Source organism: Rhizobium sp. 'Codium 1' (assembly GCF_020889605.1).
Taxonomy (GTDB): domain Bacteria; phylum Pseudomonadota; class Alphaproteobacteria; order Rhizobiales; family Rhizobiaceae; genus Allorhizobium; species Allorhizobium algae.
This window is the reverse complement of record NZ_JAJGPW010000005.1, coordinates 142,175-165,264: the sequence shown is the minus strand read 5'-3', so window position 1 is coordinate 165,264 and position 23,090 is coordinate 142,175. Positions and strand designations below refer to the sequence as shown.

Genomic DNA, 23,090 nt, shown 5'->3' with positions numbered 1-23,090 from the left:
AATGGCAGAATTCCAGCCTTTGCGCATCGTGCACTGTTTCCGGTCGCCCATCGGCGGGATATTCCGCCATGTGCGCGATCTGGCCGAGCTGCACAGTGCCGCCGGCCATCAGGTCGGAATTCTGTGCGACAGCTCCACCGGCGGTGCGCATGAGGACAGACTGTTCGATCAGATCACGCCTTACCTGTCGCTGGGGGTCACACGTTTCCCCATTGGCCGCTCCGTCGGTCCAAAGGACATGGCGGCGCTCGCTGAAGCTTATAAACTCATCAAGGAATTGCAGCCGGATATCCTGCATGGTCATGGCGCCAAGGGCGGCGTGATCGCAAGATTGATCGGCTCACTGCTGCGGGTTCGAAGGTATCGCGTCGCCCGCCTCTACTCCCCCCATGGCGGCAGCCTGCATTTTGCCAGCAAGTCGCTGTCCGGCCAGGGGGTTTTTGCGGTTGAGCGCCTTTTCGAGCGCATGACGGAATCGATCTCCTTTGTCTGCGACTACGAAAGACAGACATACGAAGCCAAGATCGGCAAGCCCAGGTGCCAGGCGACCCGGGTCTATAACGGCATCAGCGAACGCGACTTTTCGCCTGTTCCGGTCAGACCCGATGGCGTGGATTTCGCCTATATCGGCATGCTGCGCGACCTAAAAGGTCCGGATGTCTTCATCAACGCCTTCGCCGAAGCCGAGCGCCTCGTGGGACGCCCCTTAAGCGGCCTGATCATCGGTGACGGGCCTGATCTCGAAAACTATCGCCGGATGGTGGAGGAGAAGGGCCTCGGTCGGCGGATCGACTTCCGTCCCGCCATGCCGATCGCCCAGGCCTTTGCCTATTCCGACATCGTCGTGGTGCCATCGCGGGCCGAGGCGATGCCCTATATCGTGCTCGAAGCCCTTGCAGCCGAGAAGACGATCATCGCCTCACGGGTCGGCGGCATTCCAGAGATCCTTGGCAGCGACAGCGAAGCCCTGATCGAGCCCGGACGCGCCGATCTCTTCGGCGCCACCATGGCCCGGGCCCTCACCGACCCGGACTGGTCGAAGCGCACCATGCCGACAGCAGAAGCCTTCCATTCCCGCTTTTCCGCCGTCGTCATGGCACAGGAGCTCGAGGCGCTCTACCGGGCGCAACTCGCACGAATTTGATCCAGTCTGCACCAAAGCGGCACGTGCCACCCTGTTTCTGAGGGGGCCCTAAAGCGTTTCTTAGGACCTTCCGGCTAGTCTCCCCGCACACACGTGCGAGAGAAGCCCATGAACAAGATCGACAAACCCGAGGCATTCGATCTTGACGCTTTGCGTCGCGGTCAGGCGACCGCCGATGCCTCCCAGAAGGTCGATGGCGAGCGCAAGGCCGAAATCAGTGCACTCGCCCGCCAGATCGCCGGCCAGTATGCGGCGGTCAATTACTCGCCGAGCATCGTGATCGGCCAGCTCCGCTTTCTGGAGTTTTTCAGCCTGCTCGGCATCGCGCTCGCGAGCAATTTCTTCTTCGCCCAAAACCCTGGCGGGCATTTTCTCGACAGCGGCATCAGCGGCATCGTCGGCGCCCTGCTGGCGCTTCTCTTCATGCAGGCCAGCGACTGCTACCATGTCTCGATCCTGCGATCGCCGATGCGGTCCATGGCTCGCGTTCTGGGAAGCTGGACGGCTTCGGTCGGCTTCGTCGCACTGACCAACCTGCTCTTCGTCGCTCATGACACCAACTACCGAACCATGCTTGCCGTGCTGTTTGGCGCCGGCGCGCTGTTCCTGCTCGTGGAGCGCAACCTGATCGGCCTTGCGATCCGCCGCTGGGGACGCAATGGCGTCATGGAGCGCCGCGCCGTGATCGTCGGTGGCGGCAAGCCCGCCAAGGATCTCGCCAGAGCGCTCGAACAGCAGCCGGAAAACGACATCCGCATCTGTGGCATCTTCGACGACCGCAATTCCGTGCGCTCTCCCGATGTCGTCGCAGGCTACCCGAAGCTCGGGACTGTGGCGGAACTCGTCGAATTCGCCCGGCTTGCCCATATCGATATGCTGATCATCTCTTTGCCGCTGAGTGCCGAAGCGCGGATCATGCAATTGCTCAAGTTGCTCTGGGTCCTGCCGGTCGACATCCGCCTCGCGGCTCATTCCAACAATCTGCGCTTCCGCCCGCGCGCCTATTCGCATGTCGGCGCCGTGCCCCTGCTCGACATTCTCGACAAGCCGATCCGGGACTGGGATTCCGTTGCCAAGCGCGCCTTCGACATTTTCTTCAGCGTGCTCGCCCTCATCCTGCTCTGGCCGGTGTTCATCGCAACCGCCATTGCCGTGAAGACCACCTCCAAGGGGCCGGTCTTCTTCGTGCAGAAGCGCCACGGCTTCAACAACGAGGTGATCAACGTCCTGAAGTTCCGCTCGATGTACACGGAGATGAGCGACCCGACGGCCAAGAATGCGGTGACGAAGAACGATCCGCGCGTCACGCGCGTCGGCCGGTTCATCCGCAAGACCTCGATCGACGAACTGCCGCAGATCTTCAACGTGCTGCGCGGCGATCTCTCGCTTGTCGGCCCGCGTCCCCATGCCGTGCTCGGCCAGACGCGCGACAAGTCCTTCGGTGAAATCGTCGAGGGCTATTTCGCCCGGCACCGCGTCAAGCCCGGGGTTACCGGCTGGGCGCAGATCAATGGCTGGCGTGGGGAGATCGACACCGACGACAAGATCAAGTTCCGCACGGCCTATGACCTTTACTACATCGAGAACTGGTCGCTCTGGTTCGACCTCAAGATCCTGTTCCTGACGCCGATCAAGCTGCTGAACACGGAAAACGCCTATTGAGCGCCATCGCCGCCCAGATCCGGCCGTTCAACCCGCAGGCCGCCGCCGTCCAGCTGATGATCTCCTGGATCATGGCTTTCGGCGTCTTCCTGTCAGGTTTCGTAATCTCGGAGCCGGCGCCTTATGAAGTGCTGATGGTCGGTCAGGTTGCCCTGTGGTTCCTGTTCGGCCTCAAGATTTCCCGTGCCGTCGCCCCTCTCCTCGCGCTGCTGCTCATCTTCAATGTCGGCGGATTGCTAGCGCTCACCGTCTTGCCGACCATCCTCACAGATCAGGTGCTCTATGTCGCCGTATCGATCTTCCTGGCACTGACGGCCGTCTTCTATGCCGCCGTCATCGAGGATCGGCCGCAGAGGCTGAAGCTTATATTCCAGGCCTGGGTCGCCGCGGCGATGATTACCGGCATGCTCGGCATTCTCGGCTATTTCCATGCCTTTCCCGGCTCGGAGGTCTTTACCCGCTACGATCGCGCCATGGGCGCCTTTCAGGACCCCAACGTCTTCGGGCCCTTTCTGGTCGCGCCGATGCTCTACCTGCTGCATGGGCTGCTGAAGGGTCGGCTGACGGAATCGCCTCTGCGGATCCTCGGCATCCTGATCCTCTCCTTTGCGGTGTTCCTCTCCTTCTCGCGTGCCGCCTGGGGACTCTTCCTCTTCTGCGCCGTCGCCCTGGTCTTCGTGATGCTGCTCAAGGAGCGCACCAATGCCTTCCGCCTGAAGATCCTCGTCCTGTCGCTCACCGCCGTCATTGCCATGGTGATGGCGCTGCTCGTGGCCTTGCAATTCGAGAAGGTGCGCGGGCTTTTCGAGACCCGCACCCAGCTTGTGCAGGACTATGACGGCGGCCATCTCGGTCGTTTTGCCCGCCACAAGCTCGGGTTCGAGATGGCGATGGAAAGACCACTCGGGATCGGCCCGATGATGTTCGGCAAGATCTTTCCCGAAGACGAGCACAACATCTACCTGAAATCGCTGATGGCCTATGGCTGGATCGGCTTTCTTTCCTACCTCGCAATGATCCTCTGGACCGTGTCCATGGGCTTTCGCTACATGCTGCGCGATAGGCCCTGGCAACCCTATCTGATGATCGCCTGGATCGTTCTGATCGGACATATGCTGGTCGGCGCCGTCATCGATACGGATCACTGGCGCCATTTTTACCTTGTTCTCGGTATCGTCTGGGGCTGTGGGGCCGCCGAATGGCGTTTCCAGCGCGCGAAACGCGCTTGACCGCAATGGCATGCGCGTCCGGCGCATTGAATTTTATCTGCAGCACCCCATACTTATCATATGATCACACCCGCTCAGATACGCGCAGCGCGCGCGATGCTCGACATCACCATCGACAGGCTCGGCCAGGAGAGCGGCGTTCCCGTTCTGTTGATCCTGCAAATCGAGGCTTCGAACGGATATGACGCAACCCCGCAGCATCACGCGGCGCTGAAGACCGCGCTGGAGCGTATGGGCGTGGTCTTCCTGCAGCCGGGCGATGCCGGTCCTGGAGGGGAAGGTCTGCGCCTGGCTGCGCAAGCCGGCGATGACGGAATGCGCCCCGAGGAACTGACCGCCGCCAACGACGATTGAGTTTTTCCGATATGGCGATGGAACAATAAGCCGGCTTTCTGCTTTCCCTGTCCGATACAAACAGACAGGAGAATATTCATGAGCCGAAACAATGGCCTCTACCTCATCATCGGCGCACTCGTGGTCGCCGTCATCGGCCTCGGCATCTATGTCTACCAGGAAGAGCAGGAGCCCAGTGGCGTCGAGCTCAAGATTGGCCAGAACGGCGTTTCGATCGAGGAGAACTGATCGATTGTCCGCCGGCAGCCTGGATGCGCTGCCGGATGAAGGTCTCGTAGAATTGCTGGGGGGCGCCGATGGCGCCCTCAATCATGTAGGGCTGGCGCTTGTGATTGGCGTGGCGGACGATCACCGGCAGACCGTGATCCAGCCCCTCCAGAAGCCGGTACTCGATCAGTGTCTTGCCATCCCCATCCCGCCAGATCAGTGCATCACCCTCAGCGCCCGTCTCGCGCGCCGCAGCCTTCTCATCCAGGCCATGAAGTTGCAGCCATTGGCTCAGCAGCGCTTCTGCATTGAGCGGCGAGACCACGCGGTCCGCCCTGCCCTGCCAGATCGAGACGGCAGGCCGCGTGCCTTTTCCTTCGCCACCGACTGCCCTTGCCAGATCTCCCCATTCCTCGCGACTGCGACGGCTGCCGGACTTCATCACCGACATGGCCGACATCGCATCACGCGCCGCGCCGTAGGGAAGACCGCCGACGACCTGTCCGGCGGCGAAGAGGTCTGGATAGGTGACCAGCAGGGCATTGGCCATGGCGCCGCCGGCCGACAGTCCCTGGATGAAGATCCTGTCACGGGCGATGCCGTGGCGTTCGACGCTGTGCTCGATCATCTGGCGGATCGACATCAGCTCGCCCCGATCCCGCGCAACCATGCTTGGCCGGAACCAGTTGAAACAGAGGTTGTGGTTGTTCGCCTGAACCTGCTCCGGATAGAGAAGCACGAAGCCCTTGTCCCTTGCCATGCGGCTCCAGCCGCTACCGCGATGGTAGTTCTCCGCTGTCTGAAGGCAGCCATGCAGCACCACCACAAGTGTCTGTGGTTCGCGCCGGACGGGTGGCACATATTCCAACATGCGCAGCCTCCCGGGATTGCTGCCAAAGGCAGGAACATGCACCAGGACGGACCGCGGAGCCCGGGGCTTGGGCACCTTCGGCGCTTCGGGCAGACGAAATTGCGGCATGGCCTTTTCGATGCTGCGGCGGAGACGCTTCTGGCTGCGCAGGATCGCAGAGAGCGGAGACATGGAAAACTTGAAGCGCATGGGGGATCGCGGCTCCCTTCGAACCTTGACCCAATATAATGCTGCATTGCAGCAAGCGTAGGACCCGGCCAAAAGAAAAGCGATGAAACCCGGAGAGAGCAACCTAAGCTGCTCGGATCATGCGTGAAAATTTCTGAAACTCCGCATCGTTCGTCGAGCAGATTCGACACGCCGTCGGAGAAAACGCCGTTCTGAGATACGCCGAAAAGCCAGATTGACGCTTTCATCATCGGTTCGAAAAATGGCTCTTCAACCAGGGAGGGCAGGCCATGATATTCGACTACAATGTAGAAGACGAAGACGATCGGATGCTTCTCATCCGTTTCTTCAGTTCTTTGCGCACCGCGGAATAGCGCCGAGCGCCGAGCGCCGTCAAATCGGCCGAACCTGTTGCCGTGGTGCAAGCAAAAAAATAGCCAGCCTTTGGGGGGCTGGCTATTTCAAATGGTCGGAATGGCGGGATTCGAACCCACGACCCCTTGACCCCCAGTCAAGTGCGCTACCGGGCTGCGCTACATTCCGTCACCGGCAAATCGATCAGACCGTCTGCCCGGAAATTCCCAGAGAACTGATGTTCTGCAGAAAATGCCTGACACAATCGACCTGCTCGACAGCACGTTCCCTTTAGCCAGTCAGCTATTTCTGCGCAAGGGGAAACTCCGAGGCGTGTGAAAAAATGCAGGGCCCTCAGTCCAGCCGCTGCATCAGGGCCCGGATCTCCTCGAAGCGACGGCGGTCTTCCGGCTCGTCGCTGCTGGCGGCATAACAGGTTGAGTCCATGCAGAAGCGGGTCACCTGAAGCGGCTCTGCCCCCCTTTCGAACTGGCATTCGATCTCGTCGGTGACATTCTGCGGTTCCGAGTCCAAGCGGGTTGAATAGGTGAGACGGGCACCGGGCGGATCGAGTTCGGGGAAGGACTGGACCACACCGATCTTCAGGTCCTTCACCATCAGCATGCTTTCAGCGACGAAGATGCAGGCCTCCTCCACGGTTGCGGGCCTCGCCTCGGCGGCGGCGTCCGGAACGGATTTCTGTCTGTCCAGCGTTTCCTGGGCATGGGCCGGAATGGCGCCGAGAAGGGACAGGATGGAGATCGATATCAGAATATGTTTCATGGAACCTCGCGCGGATTGCGTTTGGTTCCGGAACGCCATGAGATGCTTTCCTGTTCCACTCGGGAAGGTTTGGCGGATTGCGCGTCAGCGTACCTGATCGAGCAGACGCTTGCATTCGAGCAAGTCGAAGAGCGCTTCCTGCAACAGGGCGCGGTCTTCCTTGCCGACCGATCCCTTGCCGACCGAGATCTCGGGCGCATCATCACCGGCGCCTCCCACCAAGCCGAAGAATCGGCCGCTGGTGCGCACCTTTGGGCGGCCAACGACCTGGTCCTCGTCGAGATTGACCTTGGGATCGTCTCCCTTGGCAGCGCTGGCGGCGACGAGCGCCTCCATCGTGGCTACATCGCCGGTCGCAACGGCCATGACGAATTTGTTGCCATTGGTCTTCAGGAGCTTCTGGACGCCCTTGATCGTATAGCCCTGGTCATAGAGCAGGTGGCGAATGCCCTTCAAAAGCTCGATATCATCAGGCCGGTAATAGCGCCGACCACCGCCCCGCTTCAGCGGCTTGATCTGCGGGAAACGCGTTTCCCAGAAGCGCAGGACATGCTGTGGCAGATCAAGATCATCCGCCACCTCGCTGATGGTGCGGAAAGCATCCGGGCTCTTGTCCAACTGCATCACGGCGCTCCTCGACGGTCACGCGGGCGCGCGACTCGGCTCATATTTCAACGGTTTGAGGACGGTTTTTCAAGCACTCGGTGACCGGAGGGCGAATGCTCCACCGGTTTTGGCCGATATCAGGCCGCCGGATTGACGGGCTTCTGCTTGGCCTTGCGGGCGATATGGGCGCGCAGGATGCGCTGTTTCAGGACGTTGGACGCCTTGAAGGTCATGACGCGGCGTGGCGAAATCGGCACTTCCTCGCCCGTCTTCGGATTGCGGCCGATGCGCTCGTTCTTGCTGCGAACCTGGAAAGTGGCGAAGGAGGACAGCTTCACGGATTCGCCGCGGACGATGGCGTTGCATATCTCGTCGATAACGGTCTCGACCAGTTCGGCTGACTCGGTTCGGGAAAGACCTACCTTGCGAAAAACTGATTCTGCCAGATCCGCACGCGTCACTGTCTTCCCGGCCATAGTTCTCGCCCGCCTAAATCAATGATCTTGTTGAATTGGGCAAAGACTATTGCCCTTGGCCGCGACGGTCAAGTGCTTGTCGGCACGCAATTTTTAGGGTTTTAAATTGCTACCAGCGCAGCAGCACCGCACCCCAGGTGAAGCCACCGCCCATCGCTTCGAGCATGACGAGGTCTCCCTGCTTGATACGACCGTCCCCGGCGGCGGTGGCGAGCGCCAGCGGAATGGAAGCCGCCGACGTGTTGCCGTGCTTGTCGACGGTGATCACGACCTTGGCGTCAGGGATGCCGAGCTTTTTCGCGGAACCGTCGATGATGCGCTTGTTTGCCTGGTGCGGCACGAGCCAGTCGACGTCATCGGCCGTCGTGCCGGTCGCGTTGAAGGCCCCTTCGATCACGTCGGTGATCATGCCCACGGCATGCTTGAAGACTTCACGGCCTTCCATGCGCAGGTGACCGACGGTACCCGTGGTCGACGGACCGCCGTCGACATAAAGCTTTTCGCGATGGACGCCATCGGAGCGAAGGTTCGAGGTCAGCACGCCGCGATCGGCAATGGTCCCCTCGCCTTCCTGAGCCTCCAGAATGAGAGCACCGGCACCGTCACCGAAGAGGACGCAGGTCGTGCGATCGGTCCAGTCCAGGATACGGGAGAAGGTTTCCGCACCGATGACGAGCACGCGCTTGGCCATGCCGCCACGAATGTAGAGATCGGCGGTTGCCACAGCATAGACGAAGCCGGAGCAGACGGCCTGTACATCGAAGGCGAAACCGTGATGCATGCCGAGGCGATTCTGGATGTTCACCGCCGTCGCCGGGAATGTGTTGTCCGGCGTCGAGGTGGCACAGATGATGAGATCGATGTCGGCTGCGGTCAGGCCGGCGCGGGCGAGCGCTTCCTCAGCAGCGGCTGCGCCGAGCGAGGCAGTCGTCTCGCCTTCACCGGCGATATGGCGCTGCTTGATGCCTGTTCGCTGGACGATCCATTCGTCCGAAGTTTCGACAAGGCTTTCGAGATCGCGATTGGTCATCACCCGTTTCGGGAGCGACGCTCCGAAACCGCGAACTACAGAACGGATCATGGATGTTTCCCACCTTTCACGCTGCTTCGGGGCCAGCCGGGGACGGGTGCCGCGCGTGATATTTCTTCAAGTCGTTTTCGATCTTCTGCGTGAGACCGTTTCGGGCCATGTCATAGCCCACGTCCAGAGCCGCCGCAAATCCCTCGGCATCCGTGCCACCATGGCTCTTGATGACGATGCCGTTCAGGCCGAGGAAGACCCCGCCATTGACCTTGCGGGGGTCCATCTTCTCGCGAAGCCGGTCGAAGGCACCCTTGGCAAGAATGTAACCAAGCTTGGCCATCCAGGTCCGTGACATGGCCGAACGCAGATATTCGGCGATCTGCCGGGCCGTGCCTTCAGCCGTCTTCAGGGCAATATTGCCGGTGAAGCCTTCCGTCACCACCACATCGACGGTCCCCTTGCCGAGGTCGTCACCCTCGACGAAGCCGTAATAGTCGATCGTGTCGAGACCCGCTTCGCGGATCAGGCGTCCGGCTTCCTTGACCTCTTCCTGGCCCTTGATCTCTTCCACGCCAACATTGAGCAGTCCGACCATGGGCTTTTCGATTTCGAACAGGGCGCGTGCCATGGCACCACCCATGACAGCGAAATCGAGCAATTGCTGGGCATCGGCCCCGATACCCGCACCGACGTCGAGCACGATGCTCTCGCCAGACAGCGTCGGCCAGATGGCGGCGATCGCGGGGCGTTCGATGGTTGCCATGGTGCGCAGGCAGAACTTGGCCATGGCCATCAACGCGCCGGTATTGCCGGCAGAAACGACAACATCGGCCTGGCCGGTCTTCACAGCCTCGATGGATCGCCACATGCTCGAGACATAGCGGCCACGACGCAGCGCCTGGCTCGGCTTTTCGTCCATGGTGACGGATATATCGCAGTGGTGGAACGTCGACTTTTCCTTGAGCTTCGGAAACTGCGCAAGGATCGGCAGGCAGCGTTCCTGCTGTCCGAAGAGAAGGAAGGTGGCATCCGGATGACGCTCGAGTGCCTTGGCGGCTCCGGGGATGACGACTTCGGGACCGAAGTCTCCACCCATGACGTCGACAGAAATTCTGATCACTTAGACCTGACCCTTCTTCATCGCTGGTCAGCGATATTTTCGGCCAAAATAGCGCTTTTCACTCGGCACACAACCCACCCGCAGGTGCAGATGGGGGATGATCAATCCTTTTTCCAGTCCTTGAGGACCGCGAAGGGCGAGGGCTTCTTGTCCACCTCATCCCTGCTTTCGATGTGCTCCTGGAAGGTCACACCCTCCTTCTTGGGATACGGGTCGATGTCAAGGGCGGCAAATTCGGCGACCAGAGCGCCTGCATCGATCGTATCTCCGGTGAACTGTTCCGGCAGATCAGGGCCGTCGGGATCCAGCACCATCTCACCGGCGCCATCAAGCACGATGCGGGCGAGCTTGGAGCCTTCCGGCACGTAGATCTGGTCGATTTCCTGCTCGACCGTTGTGACCACCGGCTCCAGGGTCACCACGCAGGCCTGCACGAGTTCTCCCGACACACGCCCCGTGATACGCACGCCGTCCTTCTTCCAGCGGGCGATCTGCAGGTCGGCGGAAAGCCGGTTGACGGCCTCCACCCTCCAGAGTTCAGCCAGATTCGCACGCTCGCGCTCGTCGGCCTCCACGTGCACCCGGACCGGATTGGCAGAGATATGGCCGACCTTCACCAGATAGGTGAATTCACCGCCATCCTTCGTATTGCTGCTCGTCATCTTCCCTATTCCTCGTTTCGCCGTCGGGCCCGAAGCGTTTGCGCCCAAAAGCGCTGGACGCTGCTCAGGCGCCGGGCACGGCAATGCGGGCCCTGCCCGTCTCAATCTCGTTCTCATCCAGGGTCGCTAGCGCCTGCTCGGCATTAAACATCCAGTCAGCCAGCGCCTGCATGGAGGGTGCCGTCTCGCCCCCGTCGGGATGAATGTTGCGCTTGAGCGCCGCGGCCAGCTCCGCCCGGTCGCTGCGATTCAGCGCACCGGCATAGGATTCGAGGCGGCCATAATACATGCCGGCGAGTTTTTTCATGCGCTTGGGCACGCCCGGATCGCCGACGCCAAGCTCGCGGATCGAATGATCGACATCCTCGAAAAACGCATCGATGATGTTCTGCGCGATCTCCTGGCCGCTGCGCGGGGACTTCGCCGTGCGGCGAAAATACAGGATCAACATGATCGTCAGCAGTTCGAAACGGCCGATCACGGTGTCGGGCACATGCATGTCGAGATAAAAGGCAGGCGTGCGCGCGGCCTCCGTCAGAGCGCCATACTGGCGCTCGACGATCACCTGATTGTTTCTTTTCTGCCTAAAAAAGCCGAATACCATCCAATTCCACCAAAAAGAGCCGACCGAAGTGGTGAGCCCGGACGTGGTCATGTTGCATGATTGCGAAAGCTGGTTTACCGAAGCAGGCGTGAATTGCAATGCCGAACTCCGGCCCCGATGCCGCATCTCGTGGCAGAATGACCGAGAAAACGGCAACGCCTTCATTGCGGCAGCTTTCCCCGGAAAGGCCACAATGCTATGCGCAGAAGCGATCCGGCATTTTAAGTGCCATCGACAGTCATGGGAGACGTTTGCGTGGACATTCGGATTTTCAAGTCGGACAGGAAGCTCCTGAGCGCGACCGCACTTGCTGTTGCCGTTACCCTGGGCCTTTCCGCCTGCCAAACCTCCGAGGTCTTCCACAACGGCTATGTCGTCGACCAGGCCGCGCTCGATCTCGTGCCGGTCGGCTCGAGCCGCGAACAGGTGCTGCTCTCGCTTGGCACACCGTCGACCACCGCGACCTTCGACGGTGAGGTCTTCTACTACATCTCCCAGAAGCGGACCCGGACCGTGGCCTTCATGAAGCAGCGCCTTGTCGATCAGCAGATCCTGGCGATCTACTTTGACAAGGACGGCGTCGTGGCGCAGCGCGCCAATTATACCCTGCAGGACGGCAAGGTATTCGACTCGATTTCCCGTACGACCCCGACCGGCGGTCGCGACCTTACCTTCCTGCAGCAGCTGCTTGCCGGCGGCGGCGGTGCAGCCAACAGCGTCCGCAATATTCTCGGCGGCCAGTAAGGCCACCTCCCCGGGGGACTTCACTGTCCACCGGAGCGCAGACATGACAAGACCGCGGAAGGCGCCTTCCGCGGTCTTTCTTATTGTGCGCGGCCTCAGCCTGCCAGAACGGCCAGAAGCAGGAGCGCCACGATGTTGGTGATCTTGATCGCCGGGTTCACCGCCGGTCCGGCCGTATCCTTGTAGGGATCACCGACCGTGTCGCCCGTGACGGATGCCTTGTGGGCGTCCGAACCCTTCAGGTGCTTGACGCCATCCTTGTCGATGAAGCCATCCTCGAAGCTCTTCTTGGCATTGTCCCAGGCACCGCCGCCCGAGGTCATCGAAATGGCGACGAAGAGGCCGTTGACGATGACGCCGAGCAGCGAGGCGCCGAGCGCCGCAAAGGCCGACGCCTTGGAGCCGGAGATGAGAAGCACGCCGAAATAGACAACGAGCGGGGCCAGAACCGGCAGCAGCGAGGGGACGATCATTTCCTTGATCGCCGCGCGGGTCAGGATATCAACGGCCCGGCCGTAGTCCGGCTTTTCGGTGCCCTGCATGATGCCTGGCTTTTCCCGGAACTGGCGACGGACTTCCTCGACGATCGAGCCCGCTGCACGGCCGACGGCCGTCATGGCGATGCCGCCGAAGAGGTAGGGGATGAGACCGCCGAAGATCAGACCGGCTACAACATAAGGGTTGGAGAGATCGAACGAGATCGGCCCCATGTCGGCGAAATAGGGATACTGGGCACTGTTCGCCGCGAAGTAGGCCAGGTCGTTGGAATAGGCTGCGAACAACACAAGGGCGCCGAGACCGGCCGAACCGATGGCGTACCCCTTGGTGACGGCCTTGGTGGTGTTGCCGACGGCGTCGAGCGCGTCGGTGGATTTGCGCACTTCCGGCGGCAGATGCGCCATTTCAGCGATGCCGCCTGCATTGTCCGTGACCGGGCCGAAGGCGTCGAGGGCCACGATCATGCCGGCAAGGCCGAGCATGGTGGTGACTGCTATCGCTGTGCCGAAGAGGCCGGCGAACTGGTAGGTCGCGATGATGCCGCCGACGATGACGATCGCCGGAAGCGCCGTCGATTCCAGCGACACGGCCAGGCCCTGAATGACATTGGTGCCGTGACCGGTGACCGAGGCCTGGGCGATCGAGTTGACCGGACGCTTGTTCGTACCGGTGTAGTATTCGGTAATGACGACGATCAGGGCCGTGACGACGAGGCCGAGAACACCGCAGATGAAGAGGTTCATCCCGGTGATGTCCATCCCGGCGACCGTGCCGATCGAGCCCCAGCCGATGGTGAGCGAGGTTGCCAGCGCCAGACCACCGACAGACAGAAGCCCCGTGACGATCAGGCCCTTGTACAGCGCGCCCATGATGGAACCGCTGGTGCCGAGCTTGACGAAAAAGGTGCCGATGATCGAGGTGATGATGCAGGCGCCGCAGATCGCGAGCGGATAGATCATGGCAATGTCGAGCACCGAGGAACCGGCAAAGAAGATTGCGGCCAGAACCATGGTGGCGACAACCGACACGGCATAGGTCTCGAACAGGTCGGCTGCCATGCCGGCGCAATCGCCGACATTATCGCCGACATTGTCGGCAATGGTGGCCGGATTGCGCGGATCGTCTTCGGGAATGCCGGCTTCGACCTTGCCGACGAGGTCACCGCCAACGTCGGCGCCCTTCGTGAAGATGCCGCCGCCGAGACGCGCGAAGATCGAGATCAGCGAGGCGCCGAAGCCGAGTGCCACGAGGGCGTCGATCACGTCGCGCGAGCCGCTTTCATGGCCGAGGATCACGGTCAGGATGTAGAAATAGATGGAGACACCCAAAAGGGCGAGACCGGCCACCAGCATGCCGGTGATTGCGCCCGACTTGAAGGCGATGTCGAGACCGGCCGCGAGGCTGTGGGATGCGGCTTGCGCGGTGCGCACATTGGCGCGGACAGAGACATGCATGCCGATGAAGCCGGCAGCGCCGGAGAGCACGGCGCCGATCATGAAGCCGATGGCAGCCGTGCCGGAGAGAAGAAGCCATGTACCGACGAATACGACGGCGCCAACGATCGCGATGGTCAGGTATTGCCGAGTGAGGTAAGCCTGCGCGCCCTCGCGAATATAACCTGCGATTTCCTGCATTCGGTCATTGCCCTGATCTGCGGCGAGAACCGAGCGTGTCGCCCAGACCGCGTAGACCACGGACAGAAGCCCGCATAATATTACGCCTAGAAGAACCGTCATTCGCAATACCCTCCCGTATTGCCCGCGCCTCACTCATCGCGGGCCATGACTCGCAGACTCAGGCCCCCTCCTCCGAGACCTCGTCGACGCGAGGCGAGATTGCGTTGCGCTTTTCATCGCGTCAAGTACGCATATTTCGCAGCTTGCAGGGAACCTAGGCGGGTCTGCGGGCGGCTGCCCTAAGCTGGAGAAGGACCAGCACAAGGCAGAGGATCGTCACCGGCCAGATGACCAGGTTCATCACGGACCAGCCAAAAGCGGTGAAGACCTTGCCGGAGGAAAAAGACGACAGCGCCACAGTCGAAAACAGGATGATGTCGTGGAAGCCTTGCACCTTGTCGGCCTCTGCCGGACGGTAGCTGGAGGCGACGATGGCGGTCGCTCCAATAAAGCCGAAGTTCCAGCCGATACCGAGCAGGACGAGCGCACCCCAGAAATTCCAGAGTTCGATGCCCGTATGCGCGACAACGGCACAGGCCATGAGGATGAGCAGGCCGGCGGCCACGACCTTCTCGGCTCCGAAACGGGTGATCAAAACGCCGGTAAAGAAACTCGGAGCGAACATGGCGATGACATGCCACTGGATGCCGAGGGTCGCCAGTTCTGATGAGAAGCCGCAGCCGATGACCATGGCGAGCGGCGCACCGGTCATCATGAAGGTCATCAAAGCATAGGAACTGATGCCGCAGATCATGCCGGTCATGAAGCGCTGCGTCATGACGATTTCCCTCAGTGGCCGTGTCGGCCCCGTGGCTTCTGCCTTCTTCTCGGCGATCGTCGGCAGCTTCAGGAAAAAAAGAACAGCGATGGCGCAGAGGAGCAGCGGCACCATGCCGAGAAAGGCGCCGGCAAAGGTGACGGGTGCCAGCGCGTCCTTGAGCCAGATCGCGATCTGTGGCCCGACGATCGCCGAGATGATGCCGGCCGCCAGGATCCAGGAAATGGCCTTGCCTTTGTAGAAGCTCGGCGAGGCATCGGCGGCGGCAAAGCGGATCTTCTGGGTGAAGCCGCCGGAAATGCCCATCAGCATCAGCGAAAAGGCGAAGATCCAGAAATTGGACTGGATGAGGGCGAAGGCGGCGAGCGCGCTGCCGAGGGCGCCCATCAGCGCTCCGACCATGAAGCTTTCGCGGCGGCCAAGAACGCGGGAGGCAGCCGCCACGACAATTGCGCCCAAGGCCACGCCGACATTGAAGCCCGTCAGCGGTGCCGTTGCCAGCGACTTGTCGGCACCGAGCATCTGAAAACCGGCAAGGCCGCCGACGGCGAAAGCGAGAGGCGGAGCGGAGCCCAGGATCGCCTGGGCCACCGCGAGCAGTCCGACATTGCGCCGGGCTGTCAAGATTTGTCCGTCCAGCCCTGCCTCAGTCGCTGCGCTCATTCGTCCGTTCCTATTTTTGCGCCGGGGCGCGAACCTGCTTTGCAATGCGGTCGAGAACGGCGTTTACCAGCTTCGGCTCGTCGTCGGGGAAGAAGGCCTGCGCGATCTCGACATATTCCGTTACGATGACCGCAATGGGCACATCCTTGCGCTCGATCAATTCGAAGGTGCCCGCACGCAGAATGGCGCGAACCGTGCTGTCCATGCGCGACAGCGACCAGTCGTCCTGCAGCGCGGCGCGGATCATCGGGTCGATCTTGGTCTGGTCACGCACGACACCAGCCACGATCGAGCGGAACCACGAGGCATCCGCCTTGAGATAGGTTTCGCCGTCGACTTCCTGGCCAAGACGATGCGCTTCGTATTCGGCCACGACCTCGAGCACGCCGGATCCGGCGATATCCATCTGATACAGAGCCTGCACAGCGCCGAGGCGGGCTGCGCCACGTTGGTTTGCCGGCTTCATCTGCTTGTCTTCGCCCGTCATCACTCAGCCACCCAGCTTCTGCTTCAGTTCGATCATGGTCAGTGCAGCGCGGGCTGCAAAGCCGCCCTTGTCCTTGTCGCTGCGCTTGACGCGCGCCCAGGCCTGTTCGTCATTCTCGACGGTCATGATGCCGTTGCCGATGGCGAGCGATTCCGAGACAGCGAGATCCATCAGAGCACGCGAGGATTCGTTGGCGACGATGTCGAAGTGATAGGTTTCACCGCGAATGACCATGCCGAGCGCGACAAAGCCGTCATACTGCGTCCCCTCGTCATCCATGGCATCAAGCGCCATGGCGATGGCCGGCGGGATTTCGAGGGCGCCGGGAACGGTGATGAGGTCGAAGGTCGCGCCTGCCTCTTCGAGTGCGTGCTTGGCACCGTCCAGAAGGGCGTCAGACATGTCGTCGTAGAAGCGTGCCTCGACGATCAGCAAATGCGGCGAAGCCGTCTTGTTTCCCATGGGTCTGATCCGATCTTGAATGTGATTGCGGCTGCTGGCCGAACAGAAACGCGGTCAAACCACGCCATATCATGGAAGGCAAGTGTTTTTGCGTCAGGGCGGGGATGCGCCGGGCGGGCACCTCGGCAAGCCTGAGAGGCAGGCTCAACACGCCCCTTGTTCCAGTCTCGCTAATATTAACCGAAACCGGGCGGACTATGTGACCGTTGTTTCATGCAAATCAGACCTTTAGGGTCTGGATCCCGCGACAGATGGATCCCACCTTTGCTCTTGCAGCTGAGCGATGCGCACACAATCGCGAATTTTCGCACTATCGTCGGCGGTAAGCAGGCCTGATGGCGGCGCTACCTTCGACGTCCACTCACGTCCACCGGCTCCGCTTTGGCCTCCCCTTGCTCCGCGTCACGGACGCAGGGCCAGCTGTTCGGGAACAATCAGACGAGATGATCCGTTTGTGAGGCACAGGGCGCGGAGGACCGGGCCCGACATGCAACAGGAGGTCCCCATGGGTCGCGGCATTCTTCTCTGGCTTCTCGGTATTCCGATCCCGATCATCATTCTGATCATGCTTTTCTGGGGTTAAACCCAGGCGGAGGCCGGCAGGCGATCATAGATCCGCAGCCGGTCTCGCCCCAGCATTCGCTCCTCGGCCAGGGCGAAGCCCGCTGGCAACTGCGAAGCGGTAATGGGCGATGCGATCCCACCCTCCCCCACGACGATCTCTCCGCAATACAGGTGGATGCGATCGACAAGGCCTCGGGACAGCAGATCCGAGGCCACCCTCGCTCCTCCCTCGACCATGAGGGACGAGATCCCGCGCTGCGCGAGCGTGGACAACAAGTCTTCAACACCTTCGAGCTCGACGATTTCGACACCCGCGTCGGCGAGCGCTGCTCTGTTTCCCTCGGCACCCGTCGATATTGCGACGAGCACGGGGACGGAGCCCGCTGTGCGTGCGAGCTTCGACGATGCCGGCAGTTCCGCGCGACGGTCGAGCACGACACGCAAGGGCGAGGCCTCCTCCAGTCCCGGCAGCCTTACTGTGAGTTCAGGATCATCCGCAAGCGCCGTGCCGATGCCGACGAGGATCGCGTCGCTGGCGGCCCTCAGCCGGTGAACCTCCGTGCGTGCCTGCGCACCGGTGATCGCCACCTGCCCGGCGCCCTCGCGACCCAGCATGCCGTCGGCGGAAACGGCAAGTTTCAGAATCACTTGCGGGCGCCCTTTCGTCTGGCGCGTCAGGTAGCCGGACATGGCCCGCCTGGCTTCTTTCTGGAGAACCCCGATGGTCACCTCGATGTCGGCATCGGCCAGCATCTTCAGCCCCTGACCAGAGACCCGGGGATCCGGATCCGCCACGGCCACGACGACGCGGGAAATGCCAGCAGCAATGATTGCATTGGCACAAGGGGGTGTCTTGCCGTGATGCGAGCAGGGTTCGAGGGTGACATAAGCCGTCGCTCCCCTCGCCTTCACTCCGGCCTCATCCAGGGCCTGTGGCTCAGCATGCGGCCGGCCGCCAAGTGCCGTCACGCCCCGTCCGACGACCTGGCCGTCCTTCACGATCACGCATCCGACAGAGGGATTGGAACCGGTTCGTCCGACATGGCTCAGGGAAAGCCCGATCGCCTCCCGCATGAACCTTTCGTCCCGGGCGGTAATCGACACGCCTCAGTCCGCGGTGCTGTCGCGGGAGATCTTGGCGTTGATCTCGGCGATGACGTTTTCGAAGTCCTCGGCATGGGAGAAGTCCCGATAGACCGACGCGTAGCGGACGAATGCCACGTCATCGAGCGTTTTCAGGGCTTCGAGAACCTGCAGACCGATTTCTTCGGATGAGATTTCGGTTTCGCCGGAGCTTTCCAGGCGGCGAACGATGCCGGATACGGCGCGCTCGATGCGATCGGGATCGACCGGGCGTTTGCGCAGTGCGATCTGGAAGGACCGCACCAGCTTGTCGCGGGCAAAGGGAGCCTTGCGGCCGGTCTTCTTCAGGACCATCAGCTCGCGCAGCTGGACCCGTTCAAAGGTTGTGAAGCGCCCCCCACAATCCGGACAGATGCGCCGCCGGCGGATGGAGGTGTTGTCCTCCGCCGGTCGCGAGTCCTTGACCTGGGTGTCGTCCGATCCGCAGAAGGGGCAGCGCATCCGCGTCCAACCTTACATGTAGGGGTACATCGGGAAACGGTCGGTGAGAGCCACGACCTTTTCGCGCACGGCACTTTCAACGGCCGCATTTCCTTCATCGGAATTGGCAACCTTCAGGCCGTCGAGGACCTCGACAATCAGGTTGCCGATCTCGGTGAACTCCGCTTCCTTGAAGCCGCGGGTCGTGCCGGCCGGCGTGCCGAGGCGGATACCGGACGTGACGAAGGGCTTTTCCGGATCGAAGGGAATGCCATTCTTGTTGCAGGTGATGAAGGCACGGCCGAGACCCGCTTCCGCGCGCTTGCCCGTGGCGTTCTTCTTGCGCAGGTCGACGAGCATCAGGTGGTTGTCGGTGCCGCCCGAGACAATGTCGAGATTGTGCTTGATCAGCGTGTCGGCCAGAACCTTGGCGTTCTTCACGACCTGAGCGGCATAGTCCTTGAATTCCGGCTGCAGCGCTTCGCCGAAGGCGACGGCCTTGGCGGCGATGACATGCATCAACGGCCCGCCCTGAAGCCCCGGGAAGACGGCCGAATTGAACTTCTTGGCCAGATCCTCGTCATTGGTGAGGATCATCCCGCCGCGCGGACCGCGGAGCGACTTGTGGGTCGTCGAGGTCGCGACGTGGCAATGCGGGAACGGCGACGGATGCTGTCCACCGGCAACGAGACCGGCAATGTGCGCCATGTCGACCATGAGATAGGCGCCGACCGAATCGGCGATCTCGCGGAAGCGCTTCCAGTCCCAGGTGCGGGAATAGGCAGTGCCGCCGGCGATGATCAGCTTCGGCTTGTGCTGTTCGGCCTTGCGGGCGACGTCTTCCATGTCGAGCTGGTGGTCGTCTTCACGCACGCCATAGGAGACAACGTTGAACCATTTGCCGGACATGTTGACCGGCGAACCATGGGTCAGGTGGCCGCCAGAGTTCAGATCGAGGCCCATGAAGGTGTCGCCCGGCTGCAGAAGCGCCAGAAAGACCGCCTGGTTCATCTGCGATCCGGAGTTCGGCTGGACGTTGGCGAAGTTGACACCGAAGAGCTTCTTGGCGCGATCGATCGCAAGTTCTTCCGCGATGTCGACGAACTGGCAGCCGCCATAATAGCGCTTGCCCGGATATCCCTCGGCATACTTGTTGGTCATGATCGAGCCCTGGGCTTCGAGCACGGCGCGGGAGACGATGTTTTCAGAAGCGATCAGCTCGATCTCATGGCGCTGGCGACCGAGTTCCTTCTCGATCGCACCGAAAATATCCGGGTCCGTATCGGCGAGAGAACGAGAAAAGAAGGCATCGTTGTTCGACATGATCGCAGGCTCCTCAAAAGCGTTTGATGCTGTGGGGTCTTAACGTTCCGCAGTCACGAGAGCAATACGGAGAGCGACATTTGCGGATCAATTGACGCTGCATGTCGAAACGTCACAGGACAGACGCAAAAGCCGCGCACGAGGCGCGGCTTTCAAATCCAATAGCCGGAGCGAGCGGGGCGCTAGGCCTTACTGCAACGGGACGAAGTCCTCTTCGACCGAACCGGCAAACTGTTCGACGCCGATATTGGCCTGCAGCGCCAGCTGCGCGTCGCCGTCCTTCTGATAGATGTCGTCACGGAACTGGACGATGTTGTCGTTCGTCGACCAGGCGGTAATGTAGACGATATAGACGGGCACTTCCGCGGCCAGCTTGATCGGATTGTTCTGGCGGGTCGTGATGACGCGCTCGATTTCCTGGCGCGACCAGCCCTCCGTGTCGCGCAGGAGCCAGGTGATCAGGTCACGCACGTTCTGCACGCGAATGCAGCCCGAGGATTCGAAGCGCATCAGCTTGTTGAACAGGCCCTGCTGGGGCGTGTCATGCATGTATTCGTTGTGCGGATTGTGGAAGTTGATCTTCGTCGACGCCATGGCGTTGATCTTGCCCGGGTCCTGGCGGAACATCAGGTTCGGGGCCTTGGCGGCGTTCCAGTCCACGGTTTCCGGCGCGACTTCATTGCCGCTGCCATCGAACAGGCGAATGCTGTTGCGCGTCAGGTAGGTCGAGTCCTTGCGCATCAGCGGCACGATATCCTTTTCGATGATCGAGCGCGGCGCGGTCCAGTAGGGATTGAGGATGACCTCGTAGATCTTCGAATTGATCATGTGGGTCGGGCGGTCGATACGTCCGACAACGGCGGTGTTGCGCAGAGCAACACGGTCATTCTCGACGGCCTCGACCGAAGCGCCCGGCACATTGACCGTTACGTAGCGGGGACCGAGGTCACCGGACATCGACTGCAGGCGGACGAGGTTGGTGTTGAGCTGGTTCAGACGAACATCGGCACCGACATTGAGCGCCTTGACGGTGAACTCGCCGAGCACGCCGTCTTCCGGCAGGCCATGGCGCGCCTGGAAACGCTTCACGGCAGCATCGACGTAGGAATCATAGGAATCGGAAAGCCCGGCCTCCCGCGGAAGGTCGCCGGCGATCATCAGGCGCTGGCGCAGGCTCTGGACCGACGGATCCATGGCGCCGATGCGCAGCGCACCCGGTGCGTTGACGGTCGGCCAGCCGCCATTGGCGACGATTGTCTGATACTGACCGATGGCCTGCTGCATATAGGCGAGATTGTTGGCGCTCAGCATGGAGCTGTTGGACGAGACGGCGGCAGCCGTGCGGGAAGCCTGGGCGTCGAACTGGTCGTCCCAGTTGCCACGACGCGGCGCATTGATGAGATCGTTGATCGCGTCCTGCGCCACGGCTTGCCCGGCAAACGCCGCAGCACCGGCGGCAGCTGCACCGCGGAGAAGCGATCGGCGCGAAAGAGCAACAATTCCAGACTTCTTGGACATATTTCCTACCGTTTCATCCTGAACCTGAACCAAACGCATATCGCGCCATGGTTAACAAAGCGCCGCCACGAGGGCTGAAATCTGCGTTGCGGGGTCGATCGGAGACGGGTCAGACGCCTCCATTTCTCGTTCCGGCGGTCCCATATCAATATGGCCAATTCGTGTCACCAAGGGGGTGTGTCACGGGAGTGTGTAGGCATTAGGCGGCATCGTGAGGGTTGAAACGCGAAAACCGGACGCTTCTCGAGAAGCATCCGGTTTCGAGCGGTGGATCGCTTGTGGAGGTCGTTCGGGACTCTTCAGAGGCGATACAGGATCTGGTCGTTCCAGAAGCGGTCGAGACGCTGCAGGAGCTTGTTCATCTGGGTGAACTCGTCTTCACCGATGCCGCCGACCTTCTGGATCGAGCCGATGTGGCGCTCATAGAGCTTGGCAACGGTTTCGGCGATCTCCTGGCCGGCATCCGTCAGGCTGATGCGGACCGAACGACGGTCAACACGCGAACGCTGGTGGTTGATGAAGCCGAGGTCGACGAGCTTCTTGACATTGTAGGAGACGTTCGAGCCCAGGTAGTAACCACGCGAGCGTAGCTCACCGGCGGTCAGTTCCGAATTGCCGATGTTGAAAAGCAGGAGCGCCTGGACGGCATTGATGTCGGAGCGACCCTTGCGGTCGAACTCGTCCTTGATGACGTCGAGAAGGCGGCGGTGAAGGCGCTCGACGAGGTGCAGGGATTCGAGATAGAGCGAGCGGATCGCTTCTTCCTGCGGGTCGAGAGTGGTCGGCTGCGGCTTGAGCTTGGTGTTCATATCGGTCTGCCTCACTGTTTTGTTTGGCGGTGTTGGTTTTTTCTCCCGCCTTGATGAGGACCGTATCCAATGCGCATAAAATTCTATTTAAAACGCAGGCTTAACAGAGGCTTACCAGAGCCCCTCCTGCGATCAGGGTAAATCAACCGTTATACGCTCCTGCTTGTGTCTCCCTTCGATCCACAACGCCAAGCGGAAAAGCAGATATACCGCGAAGACCGCCGTATGCATGGTGACGGCGAGCGGGTTGCGGCCGAAGACTTCAGGCCAGACGGTGAACATAAGCATCTGGCCGCCAGCGGCGAGAAGCCACATGACGGGGCCCCAGGAGCCGGCGACCCAGAGCCCGAGCGCCGCCACGGGAAAGACCACGGCGAGGCCCGTGGCCGCGACCCTCCAGGGTGCGGTGAGGAGGTCGAACCGCCCCAGCCCATTGTGACTGAAGCCGACGAGCAGCGCCCAGTATTGCAGGCCGAACCACAGGCAGGCGAGGGCCACGATGCGCAAAAACAGGACGAAGACGGCCTCCGTCAGGCTTCGAATGGGCGTGTTGGTCGAATCAGCTTCCATGCGGGCCAGAATAGGCCGCAGGCAAGACCTCCGCCAGCGCAGGCGGAGCACCCTCCCCTGCTGATCGCGCGCGCCTGCTGCGACCGTTTGATCCGGCCGACCCTGCCTCCTTCCGTTTTGCAAGCTTCCGCCATCGTGCTAATCAGCAGCCCGATACAGACGAGGATCACG

Annotated in this window: 24 protein-coding genes and 1 tRNA gene; 6 read left to right on the top strand and 19 right to left on the bottom strand. The window is 61.3% G+C overall.

The window, feature by feature from the left end; genetic code table 11:
- Position 1: 1 nt before the first annotated feature.
- The 5 genes from LJE98_RS14345 (at position 2) to LJE98_RS14325 (ending at position 4,617) form a co-directional block, all read left to right on the top strand.
- Positions 2–1,144, top strand: coding sequence for a glycosyltransferase family 4 protein (locus LJE98_RS14345; RefSeq protein ID WP_229575906.1), 1,143 nt, complete (start codon positions 2–4; stop codon positions 1,142–1,144).
- A gap of 108 nt (positions 1,145–1,252) precedes the next feature.
- The gene (locus LJE98_RS14340; RefSeq protein ID WP_229575905.1) at positions 1,253–2,806 is read left to right on the top strand and encodes an undecaprenyl-phosphate glucose phosphotransferase; all 1,554 of its coding nucleotides are present in this window, start codon (positions 1,253–1,255) and stop codon (positions 2,804–2,806) included.
- Entirely contained in the window at positions 2,803–4,035 is a 1,233-nt protein-coding gene (locus tag LJE98_RS14335) for an O-antigen ligase family protein (RefSeq protein ID WP_229575904.1), read from the top strand. The genes LJE98_RS14340 and LJE98_RS14335 overlap by 4 nt, the downstream gene beginning before the upstream one ends.
- Before the next feature lie 60 nt (positions 4,036–4,095).
- Positions 4,096–4,389: a hypothetical protein gene (locus LJE98_RS14330; protein ID WP_229575903.1), complete on the top strand. Its 294-nt coding sequence runs from the start codon at positions 4,096–4,098 to the stop codon at positions 4,387–4,389.
- A 78-nt stretch (positions 4,390–4,467) separates the two neighbouring features.
- Entirely contained in the window at positions 4,468–4,617 is a 150-nt protein-coding gene (locus LJE98_RS14325; protein WP_168801209.1) for a hypothetical protein, read from the top strand.
- On the opposite strand, the gene LJE98_RS14320 is transcribed toward LJE98_RS14325, so the two are convergent.
- The 9 genes from LJE98_RS14320 to LJE98_RS14280 form a co-directional block, all read right to left on the bottom strand.
- A complete protein-coding gene (locus tag LJE98_RS14320) occupies positions 4,577–5,656 on the bottom strand; it encodes an alpha/beta hydrolase family esterase (RefSeq protein ID WP_229575902.1) in 1,080 nt (359 codons plus the stop codon). The two genes, LJE98_RS14325 and LJE98_RS14320, sit on opposite strands and share 41 nt — an antisense overlap.
- A gap of 445 nt (positions 5,657–6,101) precedes the next feature.
- Positions 6,102–6,178: transfer RNA gene (locus LJE98_RS14315), tRNA-Pro, on the bottom strand.
- A gap of 165 nt (positions 6,179–6,343) precedes the next feature.
- Entirely contained in the window at positions 6,344–6,772 is a 429-nt protein-coding gene (locus LJE98_RS14310; RefSeq protein ID WP_229575901.1) for a hypothetical protein, read from the bottom strand.
- Positions 6,773–6,856: 84 nt separating this feature from the next.
- A complete protein-coding gene (locus LJE98_RS14305; RefSeq protein ID WP_229576023.1) occupies positions 6,857–7,390 on the bottom strand; it encodes a MerR family transcriptional regulator in 534 nt (177 codons plus the stop codon).
- A gap of 125 nt (positions 7,391–7,515) precedes the next feature.
- Positions 7,516–7,854, bottom strand: coding sequence for an integration host factor subunit alpha (locus tag LJE98_RS14300; protein WP_054150580.1), 339 nt, complete (start codon positions 7,852–7,854; stop codon positions 7,516–7,518).
- 109 nt (positions 7,855–7,963) lie between these two features.
- On the bottom strand, positions 7,964–8,935 hold the full coding sequence (locus tag LJE98_RS14295) for a beta-ketoacyl-ACP synthase III (RefSeq protein ID WP_229575900.1): 972 nt from the start codon (positions 8,933–8,935) through the stop codon (positions 7,964–7,966).
- Between the two features lie 16 nt (positions 8,936–8,951).
- Positions 8,952–9,998 carry a phosphate acyltransferase PlsX gene (plsX, locus tag LJE98_RS14290; RefSeq protein WP_229575899.1) on the bottom strand — a complete coding sequence of 349 codons (1,047 nt, stop codon included), beginning with the start codon at positions 9,996–9,998 and terminating at the stop codon, positions 8,952–8,954.
- Positions 9,999–10,099: 101 nt separating this feature from the next.
- Positions 10,100–10,660: a YceD family protein gene (locus LJE98_RS14285; RefSeq protein WP_229575898.1), complete on the bottom strand. Its 561-nt coding sequence runs from the start codon at positions 10,658–10,660 to the stop codon at positions 10,100–10,102.
- Between the two features lie 64 nt (positions 10,661–10,724).
- Positions 10,725–11,264 (bottom strand): ubiquinol-cytochrome C chaperone family protein, encoded by a 540-nt coding sequence (locus LJE98_RS14280; RefSeq protein WP_229576022.1) that lies wholly within the window; start codon positions 11,262–11,264, stop codon positions 10,725–10,727.
- 240 nt (positions 11,265–11,504) lie between these two features.
- On the opposite strand from LJE98_RS14280, the gene LJE98_RS14275 reads away from it, so the two are divergent.
- Positions 11,505–12,008, top strand: a complete 504-nt coding sequence (locus LJE98_RS14275; RefSeq protein WP_229576021.1) for an outer membrane protein assembly factor BamE — start codon at positions 11,505–11,507, stop codon at positions 12,006–12,008.
- 95 nt (positions 12,009–12,103) lie between these two features.
- On the opposite strand, the gene LJE98_RS14270 is transcribed toward LJE98_RS14275, so the two are convergent.
- The 10 genes from LJE98_RS14270 to LJE98_RS14225 form a co-directional block, all read right to left on the bottom strand.
- Positions 12,104–14,242 carry a sodium-translocating pyrophosphatase gene (locus LJE98_RS14270; RefSeq protein WP_229575897.1) on the bottom strand — a complete coding sequence of 713 codons (2,139 nt, stop codon included), beginning with the start codon at positions 14,240–14,242 and terminating at the stop codon, positions 12,104–12,106.
- Between the two features lie 154 nt (positions 14,243–14,396).
- On the bottom strand, positions 14,397–15,623 hold the full coding sequence (locus LJE98_RS14265; protein ID WP_229575896.1) for an MFS transporter: 1,227 nt from the start codon (positions 15,621–15,623) through the stop codon (positions 14,397–14,399).
- 10 nt (positions 15,624–15,633) lie between these two features.
- Positions 15,634–16,110, bottom strand: coding sequence for a transcription antitermination factor NusB (gene nusB, locus LJE98_RS14260; RefSeq protein WP_229575895.1), 477 nt, complete (start codon positions 16,108–16,110; stop codon positions 15,634–15,636).
- Positions 16,111–16,113: 3 nt separating this feature from the next.
- Positions 16,114–16,572 (bottom strand): 6,7-dimethyl-8-ribityllumazine synthase, encoded by a 459-nt coding sequence (gene ribH, locus LJE98_RS14255; RefSeq protein ID WP_229575894.1) that lies wholly within the window; start codon positions 16,570–16,572, stop codon positions 16,114–16,116.
- A gap of 579 nt (positions 16,573–17,151) precedes the next feature.
- On the bottom strand, positions 17,152–18,240 hold the full coding sequence (ribD, locus tag LJE98_RS14250) for a bifunctional diaminohydroxyphosphoribosylaminopyrimidine deaminase/5-amino-6-(5-phosphoribosylamino)uracil reductase RibD (RefSeq protein WP_229575893.1): 1,089 nt from the start codon (positions 18,238–18,240) through the stop codon (positions 17,152–17,154).
- Between the two features lie 3 nt (positions 18,241–18,243).
- Positions 18,244–18,720, bottom strand: a complete 477-nt coding sequence (gene nrdR, locus LJE98_RS14245) for a transcriptional regulator NrdR (protein WP_229575892.1) — start codon at positions 18,718–18,720, stop codon at positions 18,244–18,246.
- Positions 18,721–18,732: 12 nt separating this feature from the next.
- Positions 18,733–20,022: a serine hydroxymethyltransferase gene (glyA, locus tag LJE98_RS14240; RefSeq protein WP_229575891.1), complete on the bottom strand. Its 1,290-nt coding sequence runs from the start codon at positions 20,020–20,022 to the stop codon at positions 18,733–18,735.
- Between the two features lie 189 nt (positions 20,023–20,211).
- On the bottom strand, positions 20,212–21,540 hold the full coding sequence (locus LJE98_RS14235; RefSeq protein WP_229575890.1) for a L,D-transpeptidase family protein: 1,329 nt from the start codon (positions 21,538–21,540) through the stop codon (positions 20,212–20,214).
- 299 nt (positions 21,541–21,839) lie between these two features.
- A complete protein-coding gene (gene ldtR / locus LJE98_RS14230; protein ID WP_229575889.1) occupies positions 21,840–22,349 on the bottom strand; it encodes a transcriptional regulator LdtR in 510 nt (169 codons plus the stop codon).
- Between the two features lie 132 nt (positions 22,350–22,481).
- A complete protein-coding gene (locus LJE98_RS14225; RefSeq protein WP_229575888.1) occupies positions 22,482–22,919 on the bottom strand; it encodes a DUF6163 family protein in 438 nt (145 codons plus the stop codon).
- Positions 22,920–23,090: the final 171 nt, after the last annotated feature.